22 protein-coding genes are annotated in these 16,382 nt (G+C 55.1%); 16 read left to right on the top strand and 6 right to left on the bottom strand.

Annotation, left to right across the window (positions count from 1 at the left end; all coding sequences use genetic code 11):
• From NA8A_RS04200 to NA8A_RS04155, 9 genes are read left to right on the top strand one after another with little or no spacing between them, the layout of a single operon-like run.
• Positions 1–2,754 carry a phage tail protein gene (locus NA8A_RS04200; protein ID WP_009756106.1) on the top strand — a complete coding sequence of 918 codons (2,754 nt, stop codon included), beginning with the start codon at positions 1–3 and terminating at the stop codon, positions 2,752–2,754.
• Complete coding sequence (locus NA8A_RS04195; protein ID WP_009756105.1) at positions 2,754–3,188, top strand: phage tail family protein; 435 nt, start codon at positions 2,754–2,756, stop codon at positions 3,186–3,188. The genes NA8A_RS04200 and NA8A_RS04195 overlap by 1 nt, the downstream gene beginning before the upstream one ends.
• Positions 3,181–3,570, top strand: a complete 390-nt coding sequence (locus NA8A_RS04190; RefSeq protein WP_009756104.1) for a hypothetical protein — start codon at positions 3,181–3,183, stop codon at positions 3,568–3,570. Before NA8A_RS04195 ends, NA8A_RS04190 begins: the two co-directional genes overlap by 8 nt.
• 22 nt (positions 3,571–3,592) lie before the next feature.
• Positions 3,593–3,988 (top strand): hypothetical protein, encoded by a 396-nt coding sequence (locus NA8A_RS04185; RefSeq protein ID WP_143087890.1) that lies wholly within the window; start codon positions 3,593–3,595, stop codon positions 3,986–3,988.
• Entirely contained in the window at positions 3,985–4,416 is a 432-nt protein-coding gene (locus tag NA8A_RS04180; protein WP_009756102.1) for a hypothetical protein, read from the top strand. Before NA8A_RS04185 ends, NA8A_RS04180 begins: the two co-directional genes overlap by 4 nt.
• A complete protein-coding gene (locus tag NA8A_RS04175; protein WP_009756101.1) occupies positions 4,397–4,735 on the top strand; it encodes a hypothetical protein in 339 nt (112 codons plus the stop codon). The genes NA8A_RS04180 and NA8A_RS04175 overlap by 20 nt, the downstream gene beginning before the upstream one ends.
• Positions 4,736–4,774: 39 nt before the next feature.
• Positions 4,775–4,963, top strand: a complete 189-nt coding sequence (locus NA8A_RS04170) for a hypothetical protein (protein ID WP_009756100.1) — start codon at positions 4,775–4,777, stop codon at positions 4,961–4,963.
• 2 nt (positions 4,964–4,965) lie between these two features.
• Positions 4,966–6,051 carry a hypothetical protein gene (locus NA8A_RS24275; RefSeq protein ID WP_009756099.1) on the top strand — a complete coding sequence of 362 codons (1,086 nt, stop codon included), beginning with the start codon at positions 4,966–4,968 and terminating at the stop codon, positions 6,049–6,051.
• A complete protein-coding gene (locus NA8A_RS04155; protein ID WP_009756098.1) occupies positions 6,051–6,368 on the top strand; it encodes a hypothetical protein in 318 nt (105 codons plus the stop codon). The genes NA8A_RS24275 and NA8A_RS04155 overlap by 1 nt, the downstream gene beginning before the upstream one ends.
• 303 nt (positions 6,369–6,671) lie before the next feature.
• On the opposite strand, the gene NA8A_RS04150 is transcribed toward NA8A_RS04155, so the two are convergent.
• Both NA8A_RS04150 and NA8A_RS24590 read right to left on the bottom strand, forming a co-directional pair.
• A complete protein-coding gene (locus NA8A_RS04150) occupies positions 6,672–8,651 on the bottom strand; it encodes a heparinase II/III family protein (RefSeq protein WP_177203369.1) in 1,980 nt (659 codons plus the stop codon).
• Between the two features lie 141 nt (positions 8,652–8,792).
• Positions 8,793–10,544 carry a glycosyltransferase family 4 protein gene (locus NA8A_RS24590; protein ID WP_074896533.1) on the bottom strand — a complete coding sequence of 584 codons (1,752 nt, stop codon included), beginning with the start codon at positions 10,542–10,544 and terminating at the stop codon, positions 8,793–8,795.
• Positions 10,545–11,050: 506 nt separating this feature from the next.
• On the opposite strand from NA8A_RS24590, the gene NA8A_RS04135 reads away from it, so the two are divergent.
• The 7 genes from NA8A_RS04135 to NA8A_RS04105 all read left to right on the top strand — a co-directional run bounded on the left by NA8A_RS04135 (position 11,051) and on the right by NA8A_RS04105 (position 13,667).
• Complete coding sequence (locus NA8A_RS04135; protein ID WP_009756095.1) at positions 11,051–11,269, top strand: DUF7940 domain-containing protein; 219 nt, start codon at positions 11,051–11,053, stop codon at positions 11,267–11,269.
• A complete protein-coding gene (locus tag NA8A_RS04125) occupies positions 11,262–11,768 on the top strand; it encodes a lysozyme (protein ID WP_009756094.1) in 507 nt (168 codons plus the stop codon). The genes NA8A_RS04135 and NA8A_RS04125 overlap by 8 nt, the downstream gene beginning before the upstream one ends.
• Positions 11,768–12,223 (top strand): hypothetical protein, encoded by a 456-nt coding sequence (locus NA8A_RS04120; RefSeq protein ID WP_009756093.1) that lies wholly within the window; start codon positions 11,768–11,770, stop codon positions 12,221–12,223. Before NA8A_RS04125 ends, NA8A_RS04120 begins: the two co-directional genes overlap by 1 nt.
• 52 nt (positions 12,224–12,275) lie before the next feature.
• A complete protein-coding gene (locus NA8A_RS25020; protein ID WP_157174132.1) occupies positions 12,276–12,419 on the top strand; it encodes a hypothetical protein in 144 nt (47 codons plus the stop codon).
• On the top strand, positions 12,416–12,757 hold the full coding sequence (locus NA8A_RS24270) for a DUF1515 family protein (RefSeq protein WP_009756092.1): 342 nt from the start codon (positions 12,416–12,418) through the stop codon (positions 12,755–12,757). The genes NA8A_RS25020 and NA8A_RS24270 overlap by 4 nt, the downstream gene beginning before the upstream one ends.
• An 88-nt stretch (positions 12,758–12,845) precedes the next feature.
• Positions 12,846–13,127 carry a hypothetical protein gene (locus NA8A_RS04110; protein ID WP_009756091.1) on the top strand — a complete coding sequence of 94 codons (282 nt, stop codon included), beginning with the start codon at positions 12,846–12,848 and terminating at the stop codon, positions 13,125–13,127.
• A gap of 66 nt (positions 13,128–13,193) precedes the next feature.
• Complete coding sequence (locus NA8A_RS04105; protein ID WP_009756090.1) at positions 13,194–13,667, top strand: hypothetical protein; 474 nt, start codon at positions 13,194–13,196, stop codon at positions 13,665–13,667.
• A 319-nt stretch (positions 13,668–13,986) separates the two neighbouring features.
• Here the strand turns inward: NA8A_RS04105 and NA8A_RS04100 are convergent, their stop codons facing one another.
• From NA8A_RS04100 to NA8A_RS04075, 4 genes are all read right to left on the bottom strand, one after another.
• Positions 13,987–14,271, bottom strand: coding sequence for a hypothetical protein (locus tag NA8A_RS04100; protein WP_009756089.1), 285 nt, complete (start codon positions 14,269–14,271; stop codon positions 13,987–13,989).
• Between the two features lie 36 nt (positions 14,272–14,307).
• Positions 14,308–14,886 carry a hypothetical protein gene (locus NA8A_RS04095; RefSeq protein WP_009756088.1) on the bottom strand — a complete coding sequence of 193 codons (579 nt, stop codon included), beginning with the start codon at positions 14,884–14,886 and terminating at the stop codon, positions 14,308–14,310.
• A 283-nt stretch (positions 14,887–15,169) separates the two neighbouring features.
• Complete coding sequence (locus NA8A_RS04085; RefSeq protein WP_009756086.1) at positions 15,170–15,823, bottom strand: SOS response-associated peptidase; 654 nt, start codon at positions 15,821–15,823, stop codon at positions 15,170–15,172.
• Positions 15,824–16,141: 318 nt separating this feature from the next.
• Positions 16,142–16,342 (bottom strand): hypothetical protein, encoded by a 201-nt coding sequence (locus NA8A_RS04075; RefSeq protein WP_240532730.1) that lies wholly within the window; start codon positions 16,340–16,342, stop codon positions 16,142–16,144.
• Positions 16,343–16,382: the final 40 nt, after the last annotated feature.

Here is a 16,382-nt window from a genome sequence, read left to right as displayed (position 1 = left end):
ATGATCGGCATTTTCTTCTGGACCGCCTGGTTCCTGCTTGCCGGAACCGCCTATGCCCATGCCGGGCCTCTGGCCGGGCTTATCGGTCTTTTGACATCGACGACCATCGGGAAACTGGTTCTCGGCGTCGCTCTGAAACTGGGCATGTCACTGCTTCAGAGCGTCCTCATGAAGCAGGACGAACCGCAGCAATCCGGAATCCGCACCAAGATTTCGGTCGGTGGCGTCAAATCCATGTCCTTTCTCGTGGGCACTTATGCGACCGCCGGCCATCTCGTCTATGCGAATACCTGGGGTGCGGTTCGAAAGACCTCCAATGCGGGATTGGCCCAGGTCATCGGCCTTTCTGACTTGCCGGTCACGAGCATCTCGAACGAAGTGTCGATGCGCGGTCGGATGGTCACGCGCAACCCCGCTCTGGGGGAACAGGCCGGATCATTCTCCTGGTTCGGTCCGGAGAGCTATCCCTTCGAGGAATTCACAGACGGAGACCATCCCGGCATCTACTGGCTCTTTGCCAAATACCTTCCGAGTGGCGGTGTGGACGCCGACGCGAAGCTGCGCTCCGTCTTTGGTGGCGATGCTGATCGGCCCTGGCAGGCCGACATGATCGGACGGGGCGTTGCTCACGTCATTCTGACAGCTGAATTCAACCGCGACCTGTTTCGCGATCTGCCCGAAGCGATATGGCAGGTCGAGGGGCTCCCGCTATACGATCCGCGTTTCGATGACACGGTGGGCGGGAGTGGACCGCAGCGCTGGGGCGACTTCGCCACCTACGCGTTTACCGACAACCCGGCAGTCATCATCTACAATATTCTGCGCGGCATCTATTATCAGGGCTCCCTGGTGTTCGGGGGTGCGATACCGGCAAGCAGGCTGCCCCTGTCGAACTGGTTTGCGGCCATGAACGAATGCGACCGGCTGGTCGATAGCGAGCGGCAGTTCCGGTGCGGCTTTGAGATCAAGCCGTTCGATCATGCGCCGCTCTATGTCATCGAAGAGCTGCTCAAGGCCTGCAATGGCCGCATGGCGGAAATCGGCGGCGTCTACAAGATCCGTGTCGGTGCGCCGGCGCTGCCGTCCTATTTCTTCACCGATGAAGCCGTCGTCATCACGGAAAACCAGTCCTTCGATCCGCATCCGGGCCTCGAACAGACCTATAATGGTGTGAGCGCCACTTATCCCGAACCGGAAGCCGCCTGGGAGATGAAGGATGCGCCGCTGCGCATCGATCCGGATTTTGTCAGCGCTGACGACGGCCGGGAATTGATCGCTCCGGTGCAATTCCCCGCGGTCCCGTTTGCAATCCAGGTCCAGCGCCTGCAATCCGCCCTGATGCGCGACAATCGCCGCTTCCGGAAGCATCGCCATACATTGCCGCCGGAAGCGTGGCTGCTGGAGCCGCTGGACACGGTTTCGTGGACGAGCGCCCATAACGGCTATGTGGGCAAGCTCTTCGAAATCTCGTCCATGGACGATCTGGAGAACTCCAACCAGGCTGTTTCCCTGAAAGAGGCCGATCCCGGCGATTGGGGATGGAACCCGCCGACCGATGAGTTGCCCTGGGAGGTTGGTCCTACGGGCCCGATAACGCCGGAGCCGCAGCCCATCTACGACTGGACGGCGGAGCCGGATATCGTTCCCGACAATACGGGCGCGGCGCGGCGCCCGGCGATCCTGCTTGGCTGGTATGGCCAGGTCCAGGATGTTCAGGGCGTCGAGTTCGAGGTCCGGCTCGCCGTTACGGGCGAGGTTGTCTATCGCGGGCGTACCGACCAGGTGTCGGATGGCGAGCTCCTGATCTCGCAGGGGCTTCTGCCCGATACCGATTACCAGGTGCGTGCGCGCTATATTCCTTTCTCCAACCGTCGGACGCTCTGGTCTGGATGGTTGCTTGTGCGCACACGGGACGTTCGTTTCAACGTCTATTCGGATGTCGATCTCGATGGGCTGAGGGATGCAATCGATGGAGCCACCGAATGGATGGGTCCAGGCGTCAGGAAGCTGATCGATGATGCAAGGCAGCTCGTCGCGTCCATCGCCGATCAGGGATATTCGGATTACAGCGACAGGCAGAAGATCCGCCGCGAACTGACGGAAACCCGAAATGGGATTACGGCCGCCTTCACCGAAGCCATTGACGTGGCCGTGGGGCCAAACTCCGCGCTCGCGCAAAGGCTGGAGCAGCTGGAAGTGTCTCTGGGCGACTACGCGACCGTCACCGCTCTCGATGCGCTGACGGTTCGCGTGACGAACAATGAGGGCAATATCAGCGGACTTGCCCAGGCGATAACGGATCTGGGTGTCTCCGTGGATGAGGACATTGCATCCGCGGTTACCCTGCTTCAGGGGCAGATCAACACCGTCGACGGAAAGACAGTTGCGAATGCTGCCGCGATCACGGACCTGGGGGTTGCCGTTGGCGATATCGCGGCAAGCGTTACGATAACAGCCGAGGCGGGGGCCGACCCGGGCGGCGGCTGGTCGCGCTACATGGTGAAGTTGATCGCGGAGGGGGCGGACGCCTTCTTCTACATGGATGTCAACGGCACCGTGTCGCGAACGGTTTTCCATTCGGATGAATTCGTTCTGACCGACGGGGACGAGACCGTGAACCCAATCGTATTTGCCGGCGGCATTGCGAAGTTGAACATTGCACATATCGGCGAGGTCAGCTCCGGCCTGATTACCAGCCCGGACGGCAAGATCCGGTTCCAGCTGGATGAAGGCCGCATCGTGGTTTCCGACTGATGGCCAATCGCATTGTCCTTGGTGCGTTCGACGGCACCTTTGTCCTGCGCGCTTCGCGTCCCGGCTACGACGTCCTCGATCCGGCATTGTTGCCTGAGCATGTGTCGTTCGACAGCCGCTGGCAGGAAGCGGGGAATATCGTTCAGCGCGGCACGTTCAAGCTCAGCGGATCGAGCACGTTCAACATCACATATCCGGGAGCCGTGACGGCGCCGCCTCTCGTGATGGTCACCATGTCCGGAGAGAACAACAATCTCGATCAATGGTGGAACATCACCGTGAATGACGAGCAGAACTGGCGCGTGAGAATCTACTTCGCCAGTGCGGTCGCTATCGGGTCGGAGGGGATACAGATTTCGAAATCGAATGCGAATCCCGTCGGGAACGGCGAACGCACCTTCTTCTACAGCGTGATGCGGAATCTCTATGGTTGAGCGTGTTCTTCTTGGTGTGCGCGGGGCAACGCATGGTCTCTGGATATCCAAGCCTGGCTTCAACGCCGAAACGGCCAGCGATGCGCAGTTGCTGTTCACGACGGAACCCGGGTTTGAGAGCTTCCAGCTTGTCCAGACGGGGCGCGTCCAGCTTCTGAACAATGCGCCGGTGAACATCATCGTTCCCGATCTCGGCTATCGGCCGGCGGTCTACATCATCCCGGAGCTGACGTTCAGTCTGAACCCGTCGAACACCTCGTTGCGCTTCTGGACGGAGTATGATTCCAACACGTCACTCTGGCTGAACATCCTTCACAACAATCTGAACTATAACGGCTACTCGCTGTATGCCGTCATGAAGGTCCGGGCAGATGGTCTCTAGGATCGTTCTCGAAGCGGATGGGATGAAGGTATCCAGGCCGGGGGTCGATGTGCTGACCGCAGACGAAAAGGACCTGACCTTCAACAGCAAATGGTCGACCCTTGCCCTGCTGCAGTCGGGTTCATTCTATTCGCCACGGCCTGATGGCTATCTTCAGGAAACGAGCAGCGTGACGGTGAATTTCACCCGCACCTATGCCCGCCGCCCGATGGTGTTTCTGACCGTTCGTGACCGGACATTCTACACGGCGCTTTGGCGCCAGCATGTTGGGACATGCCTGCATTGGCTCGTTGATCCGACCCGCTACATGTACATGTGCAACGTCTACAACAACCGGTTTGAATTCATCAACTTCCGGTACGGCGACCCGATCAAGGATTACGACGTCAAATATTATGTCTGGGACTTCGACATATGATCGCAGAACACGATGCAAACGGGAAAATCCTTCACGTTGTCAACGATCCGGTGCCGCCGGGTCTATCCGAGTTGATGGCCGGAAGCGGGAAGCTTTTTGTCGAGTTTCCTCCGGTCGATCCGGGCGAGGGGCGCAATCATGTCTTCACGCCCTGCGATATTCTGACCGACTATGTGGTCGAGGGGTGCATCTGCAAAAGGCCGGTCCACGAACACAGCATCACAAGGTTGGAAGATACTCTCTTCCGCATCGATGGAATCGAGAAGGGTTCCATGGTGCGTGTATACCTTGGCGATGCCCTGGTCAGCAGTTGCATCGCCGATGGCGAGCCTCTCGATCTGGAGATCGATGAGCCGTGCAAGCTCCGCGTCTATATCGAGCCTGAATGGCCGTATCAGGAAAATTGGTATGAAATTGATTTTGAGTAGGGTCGAAACGGCAAGGCAACAGGCGCTCGCCAAAGTCGATCAGCTATTTGCCGATGACATCCAGGCCATGCTAGGCCCGATGCAGCATCTGCATGCTCTGAAGGCCGCTGCCGCTGCATCTGGCGACATGACGCTGTTCGATGACGAAGGAGACAGGCAGGCGTCGCTTTCGAACGCCGCCGCGAGCAATGCAAGGTTGGCGCTTGTCGATCAGCGCCGGCGCAGCTTCAAGCGCCGCATTCGAGACTGCACCAGTTCCGCCGAGATCGAGGCGGTGCTTGTCGAGGTAAGGCTCGACAATGGATCGCTCAACGGCTGAACGCGCCGCCTGAACCCACACCAGCACGAGATTGAAATCATGCCAGACCCGCAGAAATCGCAGGTCGACCCGATGGTGCTTGCCATCGTGTCGGCAGACGATGCCGAGCACTACCGCAAAAAATGGATCGCAGCCGTTGGCCAGATTCTCGCCCTGCAGAGGAAGCTCGCAGCCATGGAAGGGGCAGGCGAGACCGTTGAGGCGCACGAAATCGACGAGGAGGCGTGACGATGGCACTTCAGCCAGACCTTATTGGTGCTGTCACCCTGACGGCGGGTTCCAACGAATTCACATGGGCTGGGGCCTCGCTGGTCGGCGGGGCTATCCAGGAGGGGGATACGATCCATCTGCCTGGCTCCGGCCTGTCGATGGTTATCGCAACGGTGACCGGTGCGACGACGGGGACGTTGACGGACAATTGCCCTGCGGCCGCCGCCGGAGCCGGGCAGGTCGCCCGCATTCGCTATCAGGCGGACCTGTCGCGCGTGGCCGCGAAGACATGGCAGCTCATCGAATTGCTTGGCGGGGGCAACCTGTCGGCGCTTGCCGGGCTTGAAGGAGCAGCTGGCAAGATTCCGTTGTTCACTGGTCCCGGCGTCCTGGACCTTATGAATATCCTGCCGGTGCAGCTGGACAAGCATGACGTGCAGAACGCCCCGAACTCGTTCTATGCAAAGCTCCTTCGCGTCGATGGCGCGATCAATGCAAAGAATGCGTTCTATGGCGAGTATTACGGCGGTTCAGCGAACAAGAATATCGATACGCTGTTGCCGGGTGAAACAGGACTGTTTTCGATTTCCAATCCCGGAACGTTTCCCCCAGATGTCGGGACTTTCTGGTTCATCGAGACCCAGCGACAGCTGTACAATGATACAAAACACCAGACTGCGCACCGATATGGCGGCACGTCAGCATTGCCTTCGATTTGGTATCGTGTGGCGAGCACGACCAATGTATATTCGCGTTGGTTGCCGTTAATTCCAGTTCGCGGCGATAACGCAAACGGCTCCTATGTTCGCCTGGGTGATGGCACTCAGATTTGTTGGTCCACCATCGATCTGACCAACACGGATATGTCGACGCCTCGCGGCGCATTCTTTTCGCCGGCCAGCTACCTTACCTGGACATTTCCGGCGGCATTTAGCACGGCGCCCGCGATTTCAGCGTCGTTTCAGCGGGCATCGTATGTGCCAAGCGCAGTGGGAATCTATTCGCAAAGTCTGGCCGTTGCGAACCTCGCGCCATGGTCTTCGATTTCTCTGGCGTCTGGAATTTCCAAGAGCGTCTACGTTCAAGCTATCGGAAGGTGGTACTGATGCATATTGATCTTTCTCCGCAACACCGGGACGCTTCGCTCACAGTCGAGAAGCAGGGCGACATCCTCACCATCAACGGCGCACCCTATGACTTTTCCAGCATCCCGGAAGGGGCGACGGTGGAGAACGTGCCCTGCGATTTCATCGTCGGCCCGGTCTCTCGCATCAATGGCGAGATACACCTGACACTGATCTCTCCCCATGGGGGCTATCCTACAGAAACGGAAGCGTTTCCGCCTGCGCTGGAAGTCGCGCCGGATGGCGTGATCATTGATTTCAATCCTGCGGCAAAGGGGGGGGAAGACGTAGAGCCCTGATCTCGCTGACACTTCTACGGCGGAAATGAAGCGCACGACTAAGCAGATGCCTTCGCTGGCGCGAACAGCGCTGAGCGCAACCGTTGTGCTGCCGGTTGATTCCGTCGCCACGGAGCTTCCTTCAATTACGCTCGGACCATCGGGAATATTTGGGTAGCACTGTAACTGCGGTACTCGCCATCATTACGGGTGGTATCTTGCTTGATGATATTCTCTGATGCCGCAGAGACAACGGGAAATATTATGGACGACCCAACTGCCTTTCAATTTAGGCGGGCGAATAATGCGTACTGAAGGTGCAAATTAAAGGGATATCTTCCTGGATTTAAAGGAGGCTGAAATCTCATTGGTCATAGAGTCTCTGTGAATTCGCAAATCGTGTTCTCCTTTGTCGTCAATCCAGTTTGTCGAAATTATTGTGAAGCTTTTGCTTATTGAGGAGTGTTTAATATCCAAATTACCTGAAAGGCTGAAGATTGTCGCAAATGTGGTCCAAGGTCTATCTTTGACTTCCCAATAGAGAGAGGTGGCAGGCACGAGAGAAAGGTGGTCATCTGAAATCCACCCTTGGATATCAGGCTCCGTCTGTCCTTGTATTGGGCTGCCGGCGTTGCCGTCTGCCAACGCCATGCCGACAAGATCGAGGTGGCTAGCATCATGGTGTGCATGGATGGTGTTGGTTGCGGTGAGGGTGGCATGCCATCCTGGTGCTAGTTGAAACCACTGGCGGAAGTCATGATGTTTATCATTTCCGTCCTTTAACCAATCCGCAACGACTATAAAATGTCCGGGATTACAAACCAGAAGTCGAAAATGTCGAATCTGTGTGGGATGCCGAACTTCGGACAAGGTGATCCATAATCCTGCAACCGTATCCGCGAACTGCAAAGCAGAACCAAAAGGCTTGGCACCTTTCCTCTGATGATCCTTTCCGTCGATTTCGACGCAGTTGTGCGCACGAGTCTTCTCGACATAAATACGGCGTGGATCAGAGTAATAGAAGCCTTGATTTGACAGGTCGTCTCCAAGCTTCGTCTTGCCAACATATCCGTATCTTCCAGGGTCAGTAAAAATATTTACGCCGAGATCATGCCAAACGAAATTTAAATGATCTGCGTGTTTGTGAACCCTTGAATGAAATGCAGATATTTGAGATAGGTAAGAAAAATTGTTTGTACTGTTTTTATTTATTTCTCGTGCAAAGACGTATCCTGCTTCTTTGTATGATTTAAGTCCAGTGGGGATGTTTTCTGTTCTATTGCTTCCAGTTAGAAGGTTTTTTAGGTCGGCATTGCGAAAATGGCTCACTTGTTGAGGGAGGTACGCATTGATAGTAGGTGATGTGTCGCCAAAAGGTACTAGGGAGCCGTCTGGTTGGATCATCCATCCCAATGCCTCCTCGGCGCGAATTAACGTCTCTTCGAGGTTTCCGTGACTGATAAGTCCAGCTTCTCGCGCTCCGATTACGCTTCCGAGTACCATGCTATGGTAGGCGGGTGAATGCTCCTTGTGTGGGCCAGAGTCAAAGAAGCTCTTTTTGAGCATTTCCTCCAGGCGATAGTTTGCTTTCTCTATGTATGCAGAGAAGCCAGGCAACATGGCAAAGCGGCTAGCGCTCGCGAGTTGCCCAACGGCTTGGTAAAAGCCGTGATTGTTGTGAGATATAAAAAAATCGTCCCTCGATAATAATTCATGATGAAATACAAGTGTTTTTAATAATATATCCTTCTCTTCAAGAGTTGTATCTGTGGACCTAATAAGTATATCTGCCAAATATGAAAATCGTTGTATCCTCTGTCCTACGGCCATGTCATACCATGCCATAGTATCATTATTATTTAGAGCTTTTTCCACAGAAGTGTCGATATTTCGTCCCGACAATAACGGTTTTTGAAATTTTTCAATCCAGTCATCGCAAAATGCGATGCATACTTTTATGAATTTTTCATCTTTCTTATCTTCGTATGCTGTTAAAATTCGGGAAATTGGTTCCCAAGCATGGATGTGAAAGGAGAAGGACCGGTTGTGTTGGTCCCAAGGAAGCGGAGGGGAGAGTGGTACATTGTCGATACCATCACGGCTCCATCCTTCTTTGATAAGCCTTTCGACCTTCTTTGTAAGGGCGGGGCCCGGTACGCTTGGACGCTCGTCCAGTTGCTCGAAGGGGCGCAATGGATAGGTCGCGATCAATCGAGAAAAGAAGTTTATCGATTCTTCGTCGGAGAAAAAGACAGCTTCGGCATCTGGCGAAAACATATTTGGGTGCTGATCGACAGATTTCATTTTGAAAGCATATCCATTGGGGCTTTGATCACATCTGTGGCCATGTTGATCAGGTTCGTTCGAACTGTGCTCCGCCTCATAGGGCATCTGAGACGGATACATTTATCGTAGAATGTTGGCAGATTTCAGTTCGACCGGAGATTAGCGTTCGACGTCCACATTGTCGTTCTTCATTGCTAGAACTTGTAGCACCCCCAAGATGTTCCTCGCAGAGGCGGACCAAGTGCGGTTCTCTAGGATAAAAGCGCGCGCGGCGTTCCCCAGTTTCACCTGCTTTTCTGGGTTCTCAATCAGATTTGCCAAAGCGTCAGACAACGACAGGACGTTCCCCTTTTCATAGATCACACCAGTTTTTTCGTGCTGCACAGCTTCCGAAACTGCTGGCATGTCTGGAACTACCACGGCCTTACCCATTGCCATCGCTTCTACAGGTTTCAATGGTGAAACGAGTTCACACACACGAACTGGCTTTCTTGGGAGTGGCGCAATGTCAATCAACGAATAGTAGTTCGCCACCTCCTCATGAGGTATGCGTCCTGGCATGATTAGCCAGTCTACAATGCCTACGTCACATGCGATTGAGTGCAAGTCGCGGGTAAGAGTATGTTTCGAGTCGGCACCCCCTTTGTCTCCCCCCACCAACAGTAATCTGAACGTCAACCCGCGGGATTTTAGCAAACCGCAAGCCTGAATGAGGTGATCAAGCCCCTCATAGTCCACAAAACTCCCGATGTAGCCGATCACCGGCACATCATCCGGAATGCCCAAGCTCTGAGCTAGGGCGCCATCGCGGGGCATCAAGGGGAATTCTTCTGCTTCTACAGAGTTGGGAAATAGCGAAATTTTGTCCCTTTCCGCGCCGCGACTGATTAGTTCCTCCTTCATAGGAGCGTTGAGCGTTAACAGGTGGTCTGCTTCTGATGAAACGCGGGATTCCAACGCCACCTGAACTTTGTATCCCAGTGAATCTTCGTATTCAGGCTCGCGCGAAACTCTGGTTATTTCCCAGAAACCTCTAACTTCATAGATGAAAGGGACGCAGCAGCGGCGGGCAGCAATTAAAGCGGGAAGTGCAGTTCGATGATTCGACGCTGCAATTATTAATTCAGGTTGATGGGTCCGGATAATTTTTTCCCATGCATCAGAAGCAAGTAAGTAGTATTCATGAGTTCCCGGATCTTTTAGTGTCGGCGTCTTGATCCGATAGTATCGAATTCCGTCCACTTCATCCCATTCGCCTACTGTCGGATCCTGTACTGCATTCAAATCATACGGGTATCCGGCTCGTGTCACTGCTACAACGTCGAAACCGGTAGATCTTAATCCCTGAATCACGCCCTTACTGCGGATCGAGTAGCCGTTGGAGTAATGAGGTAGGCTGTTATTGATCGCGTATATAATGCGACCGTGTTTTTTAGTAGATGGCGTTCCGGAAGTGAATGGAATTTTTGATATTGAGTTTAGATATATGTCAGTCTTTTTTAGTGATTTGATTAGTTGATGTGAGGATCTTTTTCCTTCAATTAATAAATCATGTATAACTAATTCCATGAACTTCTCGCTCTCAGTAAGAAATCCATTTTCACTGAGTAATGAAATTATTTGAATTTTTGTTTTGTGATTTACATTGCGTTCCATTATCGCATTGGCAATGGATAGGATAGCTATGTCGCCCTTAGGTAGAAGATTGATTGCATCAATCAAGGGTTCGCTGGAGACTTCTTTTTTATCTTCGTCTTTTGGACGAGAATTTAGAGTATCAACATTTCGCCTCTCGTTCATTCTGCGCCAGGCCCAATGTTTGAGCCTGTGAGGCGTCATATTCTGAATGAATATCGGCAATTTATGCCATGTAGACCTGGCTTTATCAAAGTCTATGCGAATTATAAGCATGCCCACCCCCCGTGTTGATGCATATTTAAATTAACAAGTTCCTATACTTCGTCTTTATTTATTCGATTATTTTTCCTTTTTTGTTTATTTAATTTGATTAGATATTTTCTGCTACGATTCTCCCTCGTGTACAAAAGTAGATTGGTGAGCGCTATTGGATTTTGTGCATCATCAGATTTTTTGCGGGTCGATGGCTGGGTTCATGACCATTTCAATGAAAACAAGACAATTTCGTTGAGGTTGCCTTACGAGATCGAAGGTTTACAAACAGGTTTTTAATTTCACCAATTCGGCTCGCCCAGTTTGATAGACAACCCTTAAAAGCAGTATTCTGCCTCAAAGCACAACCACCTTGCTTTGTCGAGGTGCGTTGCTACGAGAGGTAGCTGCTCGCATTTCCGCTAATCTAGATTTCGCCGATGAGCGTCTGACTGACCGTGTCAGCTCGCTTCTGAATCTGCCCAGAAAAGTTTCCGACAGTCTCGTCTCAACCAAGGAATCGATCTTTGCGCCTTTCCAGCAACTGGAAAGCGGTGCTCCGCCATGCGTGGAGCATCCGCTTCATTGTGCTCGCCGCTCTGTTGTCCGGGGCAGAGGTGGCCTTGCCGCTTCTTAGAGAATTCCTGCCGCTGCCGCCGGGCCTCTTCGCCGGCCTGTCGTTCTTCACCGTGGCCGCGGCATTCGTATCCCGCATCATCGCACAGAAGGATTTGCCCAATGACTAGAATTCGCAGTCGCTTTCTCGCTGGTTCCGCTGGCGCAGCTTTGCTCGCCTCGGCGATAGCGTTCTACTCGTCTTGGGAGGGGCGTGAATATGTCGCCTATCTGGACAGCGGCGGTGTCTGGACCATTTGCGACGGTCACACCGGGCCGGAGGTGAAGAAGGGCATGCGGGCAACGGATGCCGAATGTGACGCCATGCTTCGCAAGGATATTCTTGCCCATGAGCGCCGCATGCTCGCCTGCGTGCCGGAACTCAGGAATGCGCCGGATGATACCTACATCGCCATCAACAGTTGGGCTTTCAATGCCGGCACCGGTGCGGCCTGTCGCTCGAAGCTGGTGCGCAAGATCAAGGCCGGAGACCTGCGCGGAGCCTGTGGCGAACTGAGCCGCTGGGTCTATGTGAAGCGCAAGGTGGTGCGCGGTCTGGTGAACCGCCGCGTGAAGGGTTCGCCCGGCCGCATCAGCGAGCAGGCGCTGTGCCTGCGTGGGCTCGGCTGATGCTGACGCTTGTCGGGGGCCTGCGCGGCCTGGCCTCCGCCCTTGGCGGGGCTGCGCTTGCGGCGGCCATCTCCATCCTCGTCTATGAGGGGCTGCCGCTCGGCCCGCTTCGCCTCGTTCCGCTGCTCGGCCCGGTGCTCGAGATCGTGGCCGACGGCAGGGTCGACCGTGTTCGGCGGGAAGGGGCGGTTGCCGAGCGTCGCGCCTGGGAGGAAACCCGCCGGCGTATGCTGGCTGAGATGGCCGAGGAGCGCCGAAAGGCGCAGGGCGCGATTGCCACGGCCGAGCGCGCCTATCTCGAAAAGCGGGACCGGGATGCGGAGACGATCCGGTCCCTTGAGGCAGCAATTTCAGAACAGGAGAAGGCCGATGCGGAAGCCGGCGGCGATGCTTGTGTTATGCGTTCCTTTATTGGCCGGGGGCTGCGCGACCGCCTCGACCAGGTCGGCCGTTGAGCGGCCGGAGCTGGCGCCAATCCCCGAGAGCCTGAAGGCGCCATGCGCGCCTGTGGTGACGCTGCCCGAGCGTGCTCTCGGTTCATCTGAGGCCTCGCGGCTTTGGGCGATCGACCGGCGCAATCTGGGAGATTGCGGGCGCGGCAAGGCAGCGCTTGTGGATGCGGTGAAAGCGATCGAGGGGCAGGGGCGGTGAGCGAAGCAAGCGTGGAGCGAACCCTTGGTCAAATTCTCGGTGAGCTTAAGGGAATCGACGATCGGCTGAAACGTGCCGATGACAGCCGCGCCGTCGTGCACCGCCGCCTCGACGAGGTGAGCGAGCGGCTTTCTCATGTTGAAGGTGAGGTCGAGGCGACCAAGAAGACGGTCAACGACATGAAGCCGGTTACCGATGATATGGCGCAGTTGCGCACTCAGGCGGCCGGCGCCGGAACACTCGGGCGATGGCTCATTCGGATCGGCATCGGGGTGGTAACGCTCGCGAGCTGGATCGTTGCCGGGTACACGTGGCTGACAGGAAGACCGCCACCTTGAGGTGCTTCACTGTTTCAAAGGCGCCATTGGATTGTGTGCGTTCAAACGATGTTATAATTAGCCGAATACGGGAATTGGGGATCGTGCGGTGGGGCAGACGTTTGAATATCTGCGGGAAAACGCTATCGTGATTGCGCTCGCAATCGCAGCAGCCGTGCTCGTTTTGGCAGTTCCGTTCCGTTATCGCTGGATCCCTGATGCGACGGTATCTGAAGACTTGATTTCAAGATTCCGTTCAGACTTCTCAATGCTGTCGCATGCTCAGCAGCAAACCTTGATATTGTTTTACATGAGGAAGCACGCTTGTGGGCGAGAGAAGGCAATGCTGTTTGCGCTCGAAGATAAGCGTAAGACCGATGAGGGCGAATGACGCCACATGTTGGCTCTTAGATGCGGGGTTTATGTCTGATCACGGGATCAGGTTGGGGGAGAATTCATGGTTTCAAAATTTTCCAGGACCGAACTGGAGGACAGCACGGATCGCGGTTGCGCCATTATCGGTGCAACGAATGTTGAAGTCTGGCTTGAGAAAGCCCTGCGCCGCCACCTGGTGAATTCGCGCCGTCACGCTAGCTGGTTTTTTCGTGACGGTGCTCCGCTTTCGTCGTTTGAAGCCAAGATTCGTATTGCGCATCTGACTGGCCTCGTCAGTGAAGAGATGATGCAGGAACTCCTGATCCTCAAGGATCTCCGTGAGATGTTTATATCCGAGTTGGCTACAAGTAGTTTCGATAGCCCGGTCGTGTCACATATGATCCAGAAGTTCTCATATATCCCTTCGCTGGACCGTGCGCGCCGACATTCCGCCCGGCCTAAGTCCAATCGGATAACGTATGAGATTGTGGTGTATACGGTGTGCGACTATTTGGGGAGCGATTTCGCTTTTGGAATGCCTCACCCTATCGCGTGATCGGCAAGAGTCCGGTTCCTATGGGGCGCTCGTTGCCTTGGAGACATTCGTCTTCATTTGCGTACGAGGTGATATCCAATCTGCGCAAGATCAAGCCTTAGAACAATAACCGTCTTTCCTTGGTTCCCCCAATAGTCCTTGTGGCAGCCGGGGCAATTTGCGTTTGCAGGCCTAGTTTAAGACCCTCTGCGATTAGTCTGGAAATTGAGAGGAGAATAACTGCGCCTGCAATGGATATCACCAGTCCAATCAAGAGAAGCAGCCCATCCATCTCTTTGCGTTTCCGGCGGGCGGCTTGAAACCCATCAAACCCTCCTGCCTATTCTTCTTCGTCTCCCAAATCCTGAATTTCGATCATTCCACGTGCGGAAGCCCAGTCGAGCAACGCCGCATTGACAGCTTCATCGATGGTGAGATTCTGTTGCTCTGCGTAGTCGCTCATCACCTCGGTCACCTCGGACAGCAATATGATGTTGTTGCGCGGCCTTTGGGCGTTGCTGATCCTGATCGCTGCACGTCTGAGATAAGCTTTAACTTCTTCCGGTGCAAAATGTTCGAAATCGGCTGCTGCTTCGAGAAGCTGCTTGGCAAGCTTGTCAGTCATTGTTCCTCTTCCATCGCCCCCGTGTCTGGCTCGCCGCTAGGCCGTGAATTTCAGAGTGTTTGCAGTTTTTGCGCTGCTTGTGTGCATGTTTCGATTTGCTACGAATTCTTCGATCAGTCTCAAGCTGGCTTGTAGCGCGATGCCTTCGCTGTCGCTGTCTGAAACTGTCTCAAAGCCTGTGTATTCTGCGTGCTCGCGGAATATGGAGACGATGTACCGCTGCGGCGGCAGAAGCGCTATTTGAGCCACTGGTCGGTTGCTGGAGTATCTGACGACGCGTCGTAGATATGCACCCTTCCGTCCGACACCGCGCAAGTTCGCGGTTACTGTGATGACGCTGCCCTCGACGCCCAGGGTGAAAAACAGGCTCTTGTTCGATTTTTCTTTCAGGAGGCGCGAAAGCGAACGGCAAACGTCTTCAACAATGCCGTTGAGTGGCTGTCCGACGTCGTGTTGTTGCTGCGTCGCTGCATTACTTGAATTTCCTGGCGTGCATTCTCGTCCCACATCCATCCTCCGATGTCGCACAGCCGTGCGATTGAATGTGCCGACCGTGGCGAGTGCAAAACGGTAAGCGCTCGCTGATCGAATGATGTGTCCCTTGAGCGTCATCATAATTATTCGGCTCACTGTGAAAAGATGGAAATGAGAAAGCGTGTCAGCGCTTTTCTTGTGCCTCAGAAGCCACGTTAGTGCTTTCGCTGCTCGGAGGCAGGCTCAGCATTCTGGTGTTCACGAATGTGTTCGACAGCCAGACGAAACAGTGCCTGCTCGATTTCGGTCTCGCTCCACCCGGCACCGTGCGCGCGTTGTGCAAGGGCGCGGAATTCGGCTTGCAGGGCCTGTTGGCATTCGCGCGTCCGTTCCGGATCGCCTTCTGCCCGTCTTGGGGGAACAATCATTCTGGGATATCCGGCTTATCTACGATGGTCAGCTGATCGTCGGGCAGGGGGCGTTGCAGGGTCTTTGCTTCGTTCCATGGTGCGCGCAACCAGGTGTCCAGTTCCTCGGCCGTGGTCAGGATCACCGGCATGGCCTTCTTGTGGATCGGCGCGACGATGCCATTCGGTTCCGTGGTGAGAAACGCATAAATCTCGTGGTCGGCGGGTTCCTCGCGCGCCATGCGCTTGCCGTGCCATTTCGTCCATAGGCCGGCGAAGGCAAAGAGCGGCCGGTTCTCGTTCAAGGCGAACCATGCGTCCGGCGTGCGACCGCCTTCCGGCTTGTTCGATGGGTCGGGCTCGGCAAAGCTGGTTGCCGGCACGAGGCATCGATATTCCGGGCCGAGCCAGCGGCGCCAGTGGGCGGAGCTGACATTGCGAATGTTGGTCACGCCGCTGTCGTGCGCTCCCTTGACGAACATCGGCGGCGTCGGCATGCCCCAGCGGGCGCGCACGAGCTCACGCTCGCCATCCTCTCCCACGCGCACGATCGGCGCATAGCGGTTGGGGTAGACCTGCAGGGATGGCTCGTTGAACTGGTATTCGCGGGTCGTTTGCACGAACTGGCGGATCGCCTCGCGCGTGGTGGTCATGTTGTAGAGATTGCACATGGGGCACGCTCACCTTGGCCACTGATTGATGACCAAGATTGTATTGCCGGCCTTGTTTTTGCAATGCCGGCAGCGCATGCGCTTTGAAAGACGATGCGCCGGCGCGTCCTTTCCGAAGCGGCGTTCCAGGGCATTCCGGTCAAGCTCTGCGATGTGCTTGCAACGGACACAAAAGCCGCCCAGCACATAATAGACCGGAATGTCCCTGAAGGTGATGTTGCCGTCAGGGGTGAAGGGAACGACTTCCGAAAGGTGTCGAGGTTTGAACTGTCGCATTTGCGGCTCCAGAAATCGAACGCCGCACCGTTTTCCTGATCATCAGCGCGCTTCCCCTGCGCGCACGAAACCCCAGCTCACCGAAGCTTCCAGGGCCTCTATGCGGCCGACCAGGTAATCGCGTTCGCCCAGAAGCGCGACTACCGCATTGTGCGGGTCGCCCCCGCAAGCCTCAATGATCTCGGATGCCGCAACGTCATAGGGATCGGGTTCCCGGACGCGCGTCGTATCGGGTTTCTGCACGGCTCTCTCCATGCTTTCCATGTCTGAACTGAGAAACAAT

The organism is Nitratireductor indicus C115, from assembly GCF_000300515.1.
Lineage (GTDB): Bacteria > Pseudomonadota > Alphaproteobacteria > Rhizobiales > Rhizobiaceae > Nitratireductor > Nitratireductor indicus.
The sequence above is the reverse complement of the archived record's forward strand: the minus strand, read 5'-3'. Positions and strand labels throughout refer to the sequence as shown.

What these genes read in the sequence shown, in the direction of transcription:
- NA8A_RS04200 (WP_009756106.1), top strand. Translation starts at nt 1, where the DNA reads ATGATCGGCATTTTCTTCTGGACCGCCTGGTTCCTGCTTGCCGGAACC.
- NA8A_RS04195 (WP_009756105.1), top strand. Translation starts at nt 2,754, where the DNA reads ATGGCCAATCGCATTGTCCTTGGTGCGTTCGACGGCACCTTTGTCCTG.
- NA8A_RS04190 (WP_009756104.1), top strand. Translation starts at nt 3,181, where the DNA reads ATGGTTGAGCGTGTTCTTCTTGGTGTGCGCGGGGCAACGCATGGTCTC.
- NA8A_RS04185 (WP_143087890.1), top strand. Translation starts at nt 3,593, where the DNA reads ATGAAGGTATCCAGGCCGGGGGTCGATGTGCTGACCGCAGACGAAAAG.
- NA8A_RS04180 (WP_009756102.1), top strand. Translation starts at nt 3,985, where the DNA reads ATGATCGCAGAACACGATGCAAACGGGAAAATCCTTCACGTTGTCAAC.
- NA8A_RS04175 (WP_009756101.1), top strand. Translation starts at nt 4,397, where the DNA reads ATGAAATTGATTTTGAGTAGGGTCGAAACGGCAAGGCAACAGGCGCTC.
- NA8A_RS04170 (WP_009756100.1), top strand. Translation starts at nt 4,775, where the DNA reads ATGCCAGACCCGCAGAAATCGCAGGTCGACCCGATGGTGCTTGCCATC.
- NA8A_RS24275 (WP_009756099.1), top strand. Translation starts at nt 4,966, where the DNA reads ATGGCACTTCAGCCAGACCTTATTGGTGCTGTCACCCTGACGGCGGGT.
- NA8A_RS04155 (WP_009756098.1), top strand. Translation starts at nt 6,051, where the DNA reads ATGCATATTGATCTTTCTCCGCAACACCGGGACGCTTCGCTCACAGTC.
- NA8A_RS04150 (WP_177203369.1), bottom strand. Translation starts at nt 8,651, where the DNA reads ATGAAATCTGTCGATCAGCACCCAAATATGTTTTCGCCAGATGCCGAA.
- NA8A_RS24590 (WP_074896533.1), bottom strand. Translation starts at nt 10,544, where the DNA reads ATGCTTATAATTCGCATAGACTTTGATAAAGCCAGGTCTACATGGCAT.
- NA8A_RS04125 (WP_009756094.1), top strand. Translation starts at nt 11,262, where the DNA reads ATGACTAGAATTCGCAGTCGCTTTCTCGCTGGTTCCGCTGGCGCAGCT.
- NA8A_RS04120 (WP_009756093.1), top strand. Translation starts at nt 11,768, where the DNA reads ATGCTGACGCTTGTCGGGGGCCTGCGCGGCCTGGCCTCCGCCCTTGGC.
- NA8A_RS04105 (WP_009756090.1), top strand. Translation starts at nt 13,194, where the DNA reads ATGGTTTCAAAATTTTCCAGGACCGAACTGGAGGACAGCACGGATCGC.
- NA8A_RS04100 (WP_009756089.1), bottom strand. Translation starts at nt 14,271, where the DNA reads ATGACTGACAAGCTTGCCAAGCAGCTTCTCGAAGCAGCAGCCGATTTC.
- NA8A_RS04095 (WP_009756088.1), bottom strand. Translation starts at nt 14,886, where the DNA reads ATGATGACGCTCAAGGGACACATCATTCGATCAGCGAGCGCTTACCGT.
- NA8A_RS04085 (WP_009756086.1), bottom strand. Translation starts at nt 15,823, where the DNA reads ATGTGCAATCTCTACAACATGACCACCACGCGCGAGGCGATCCGCCAG.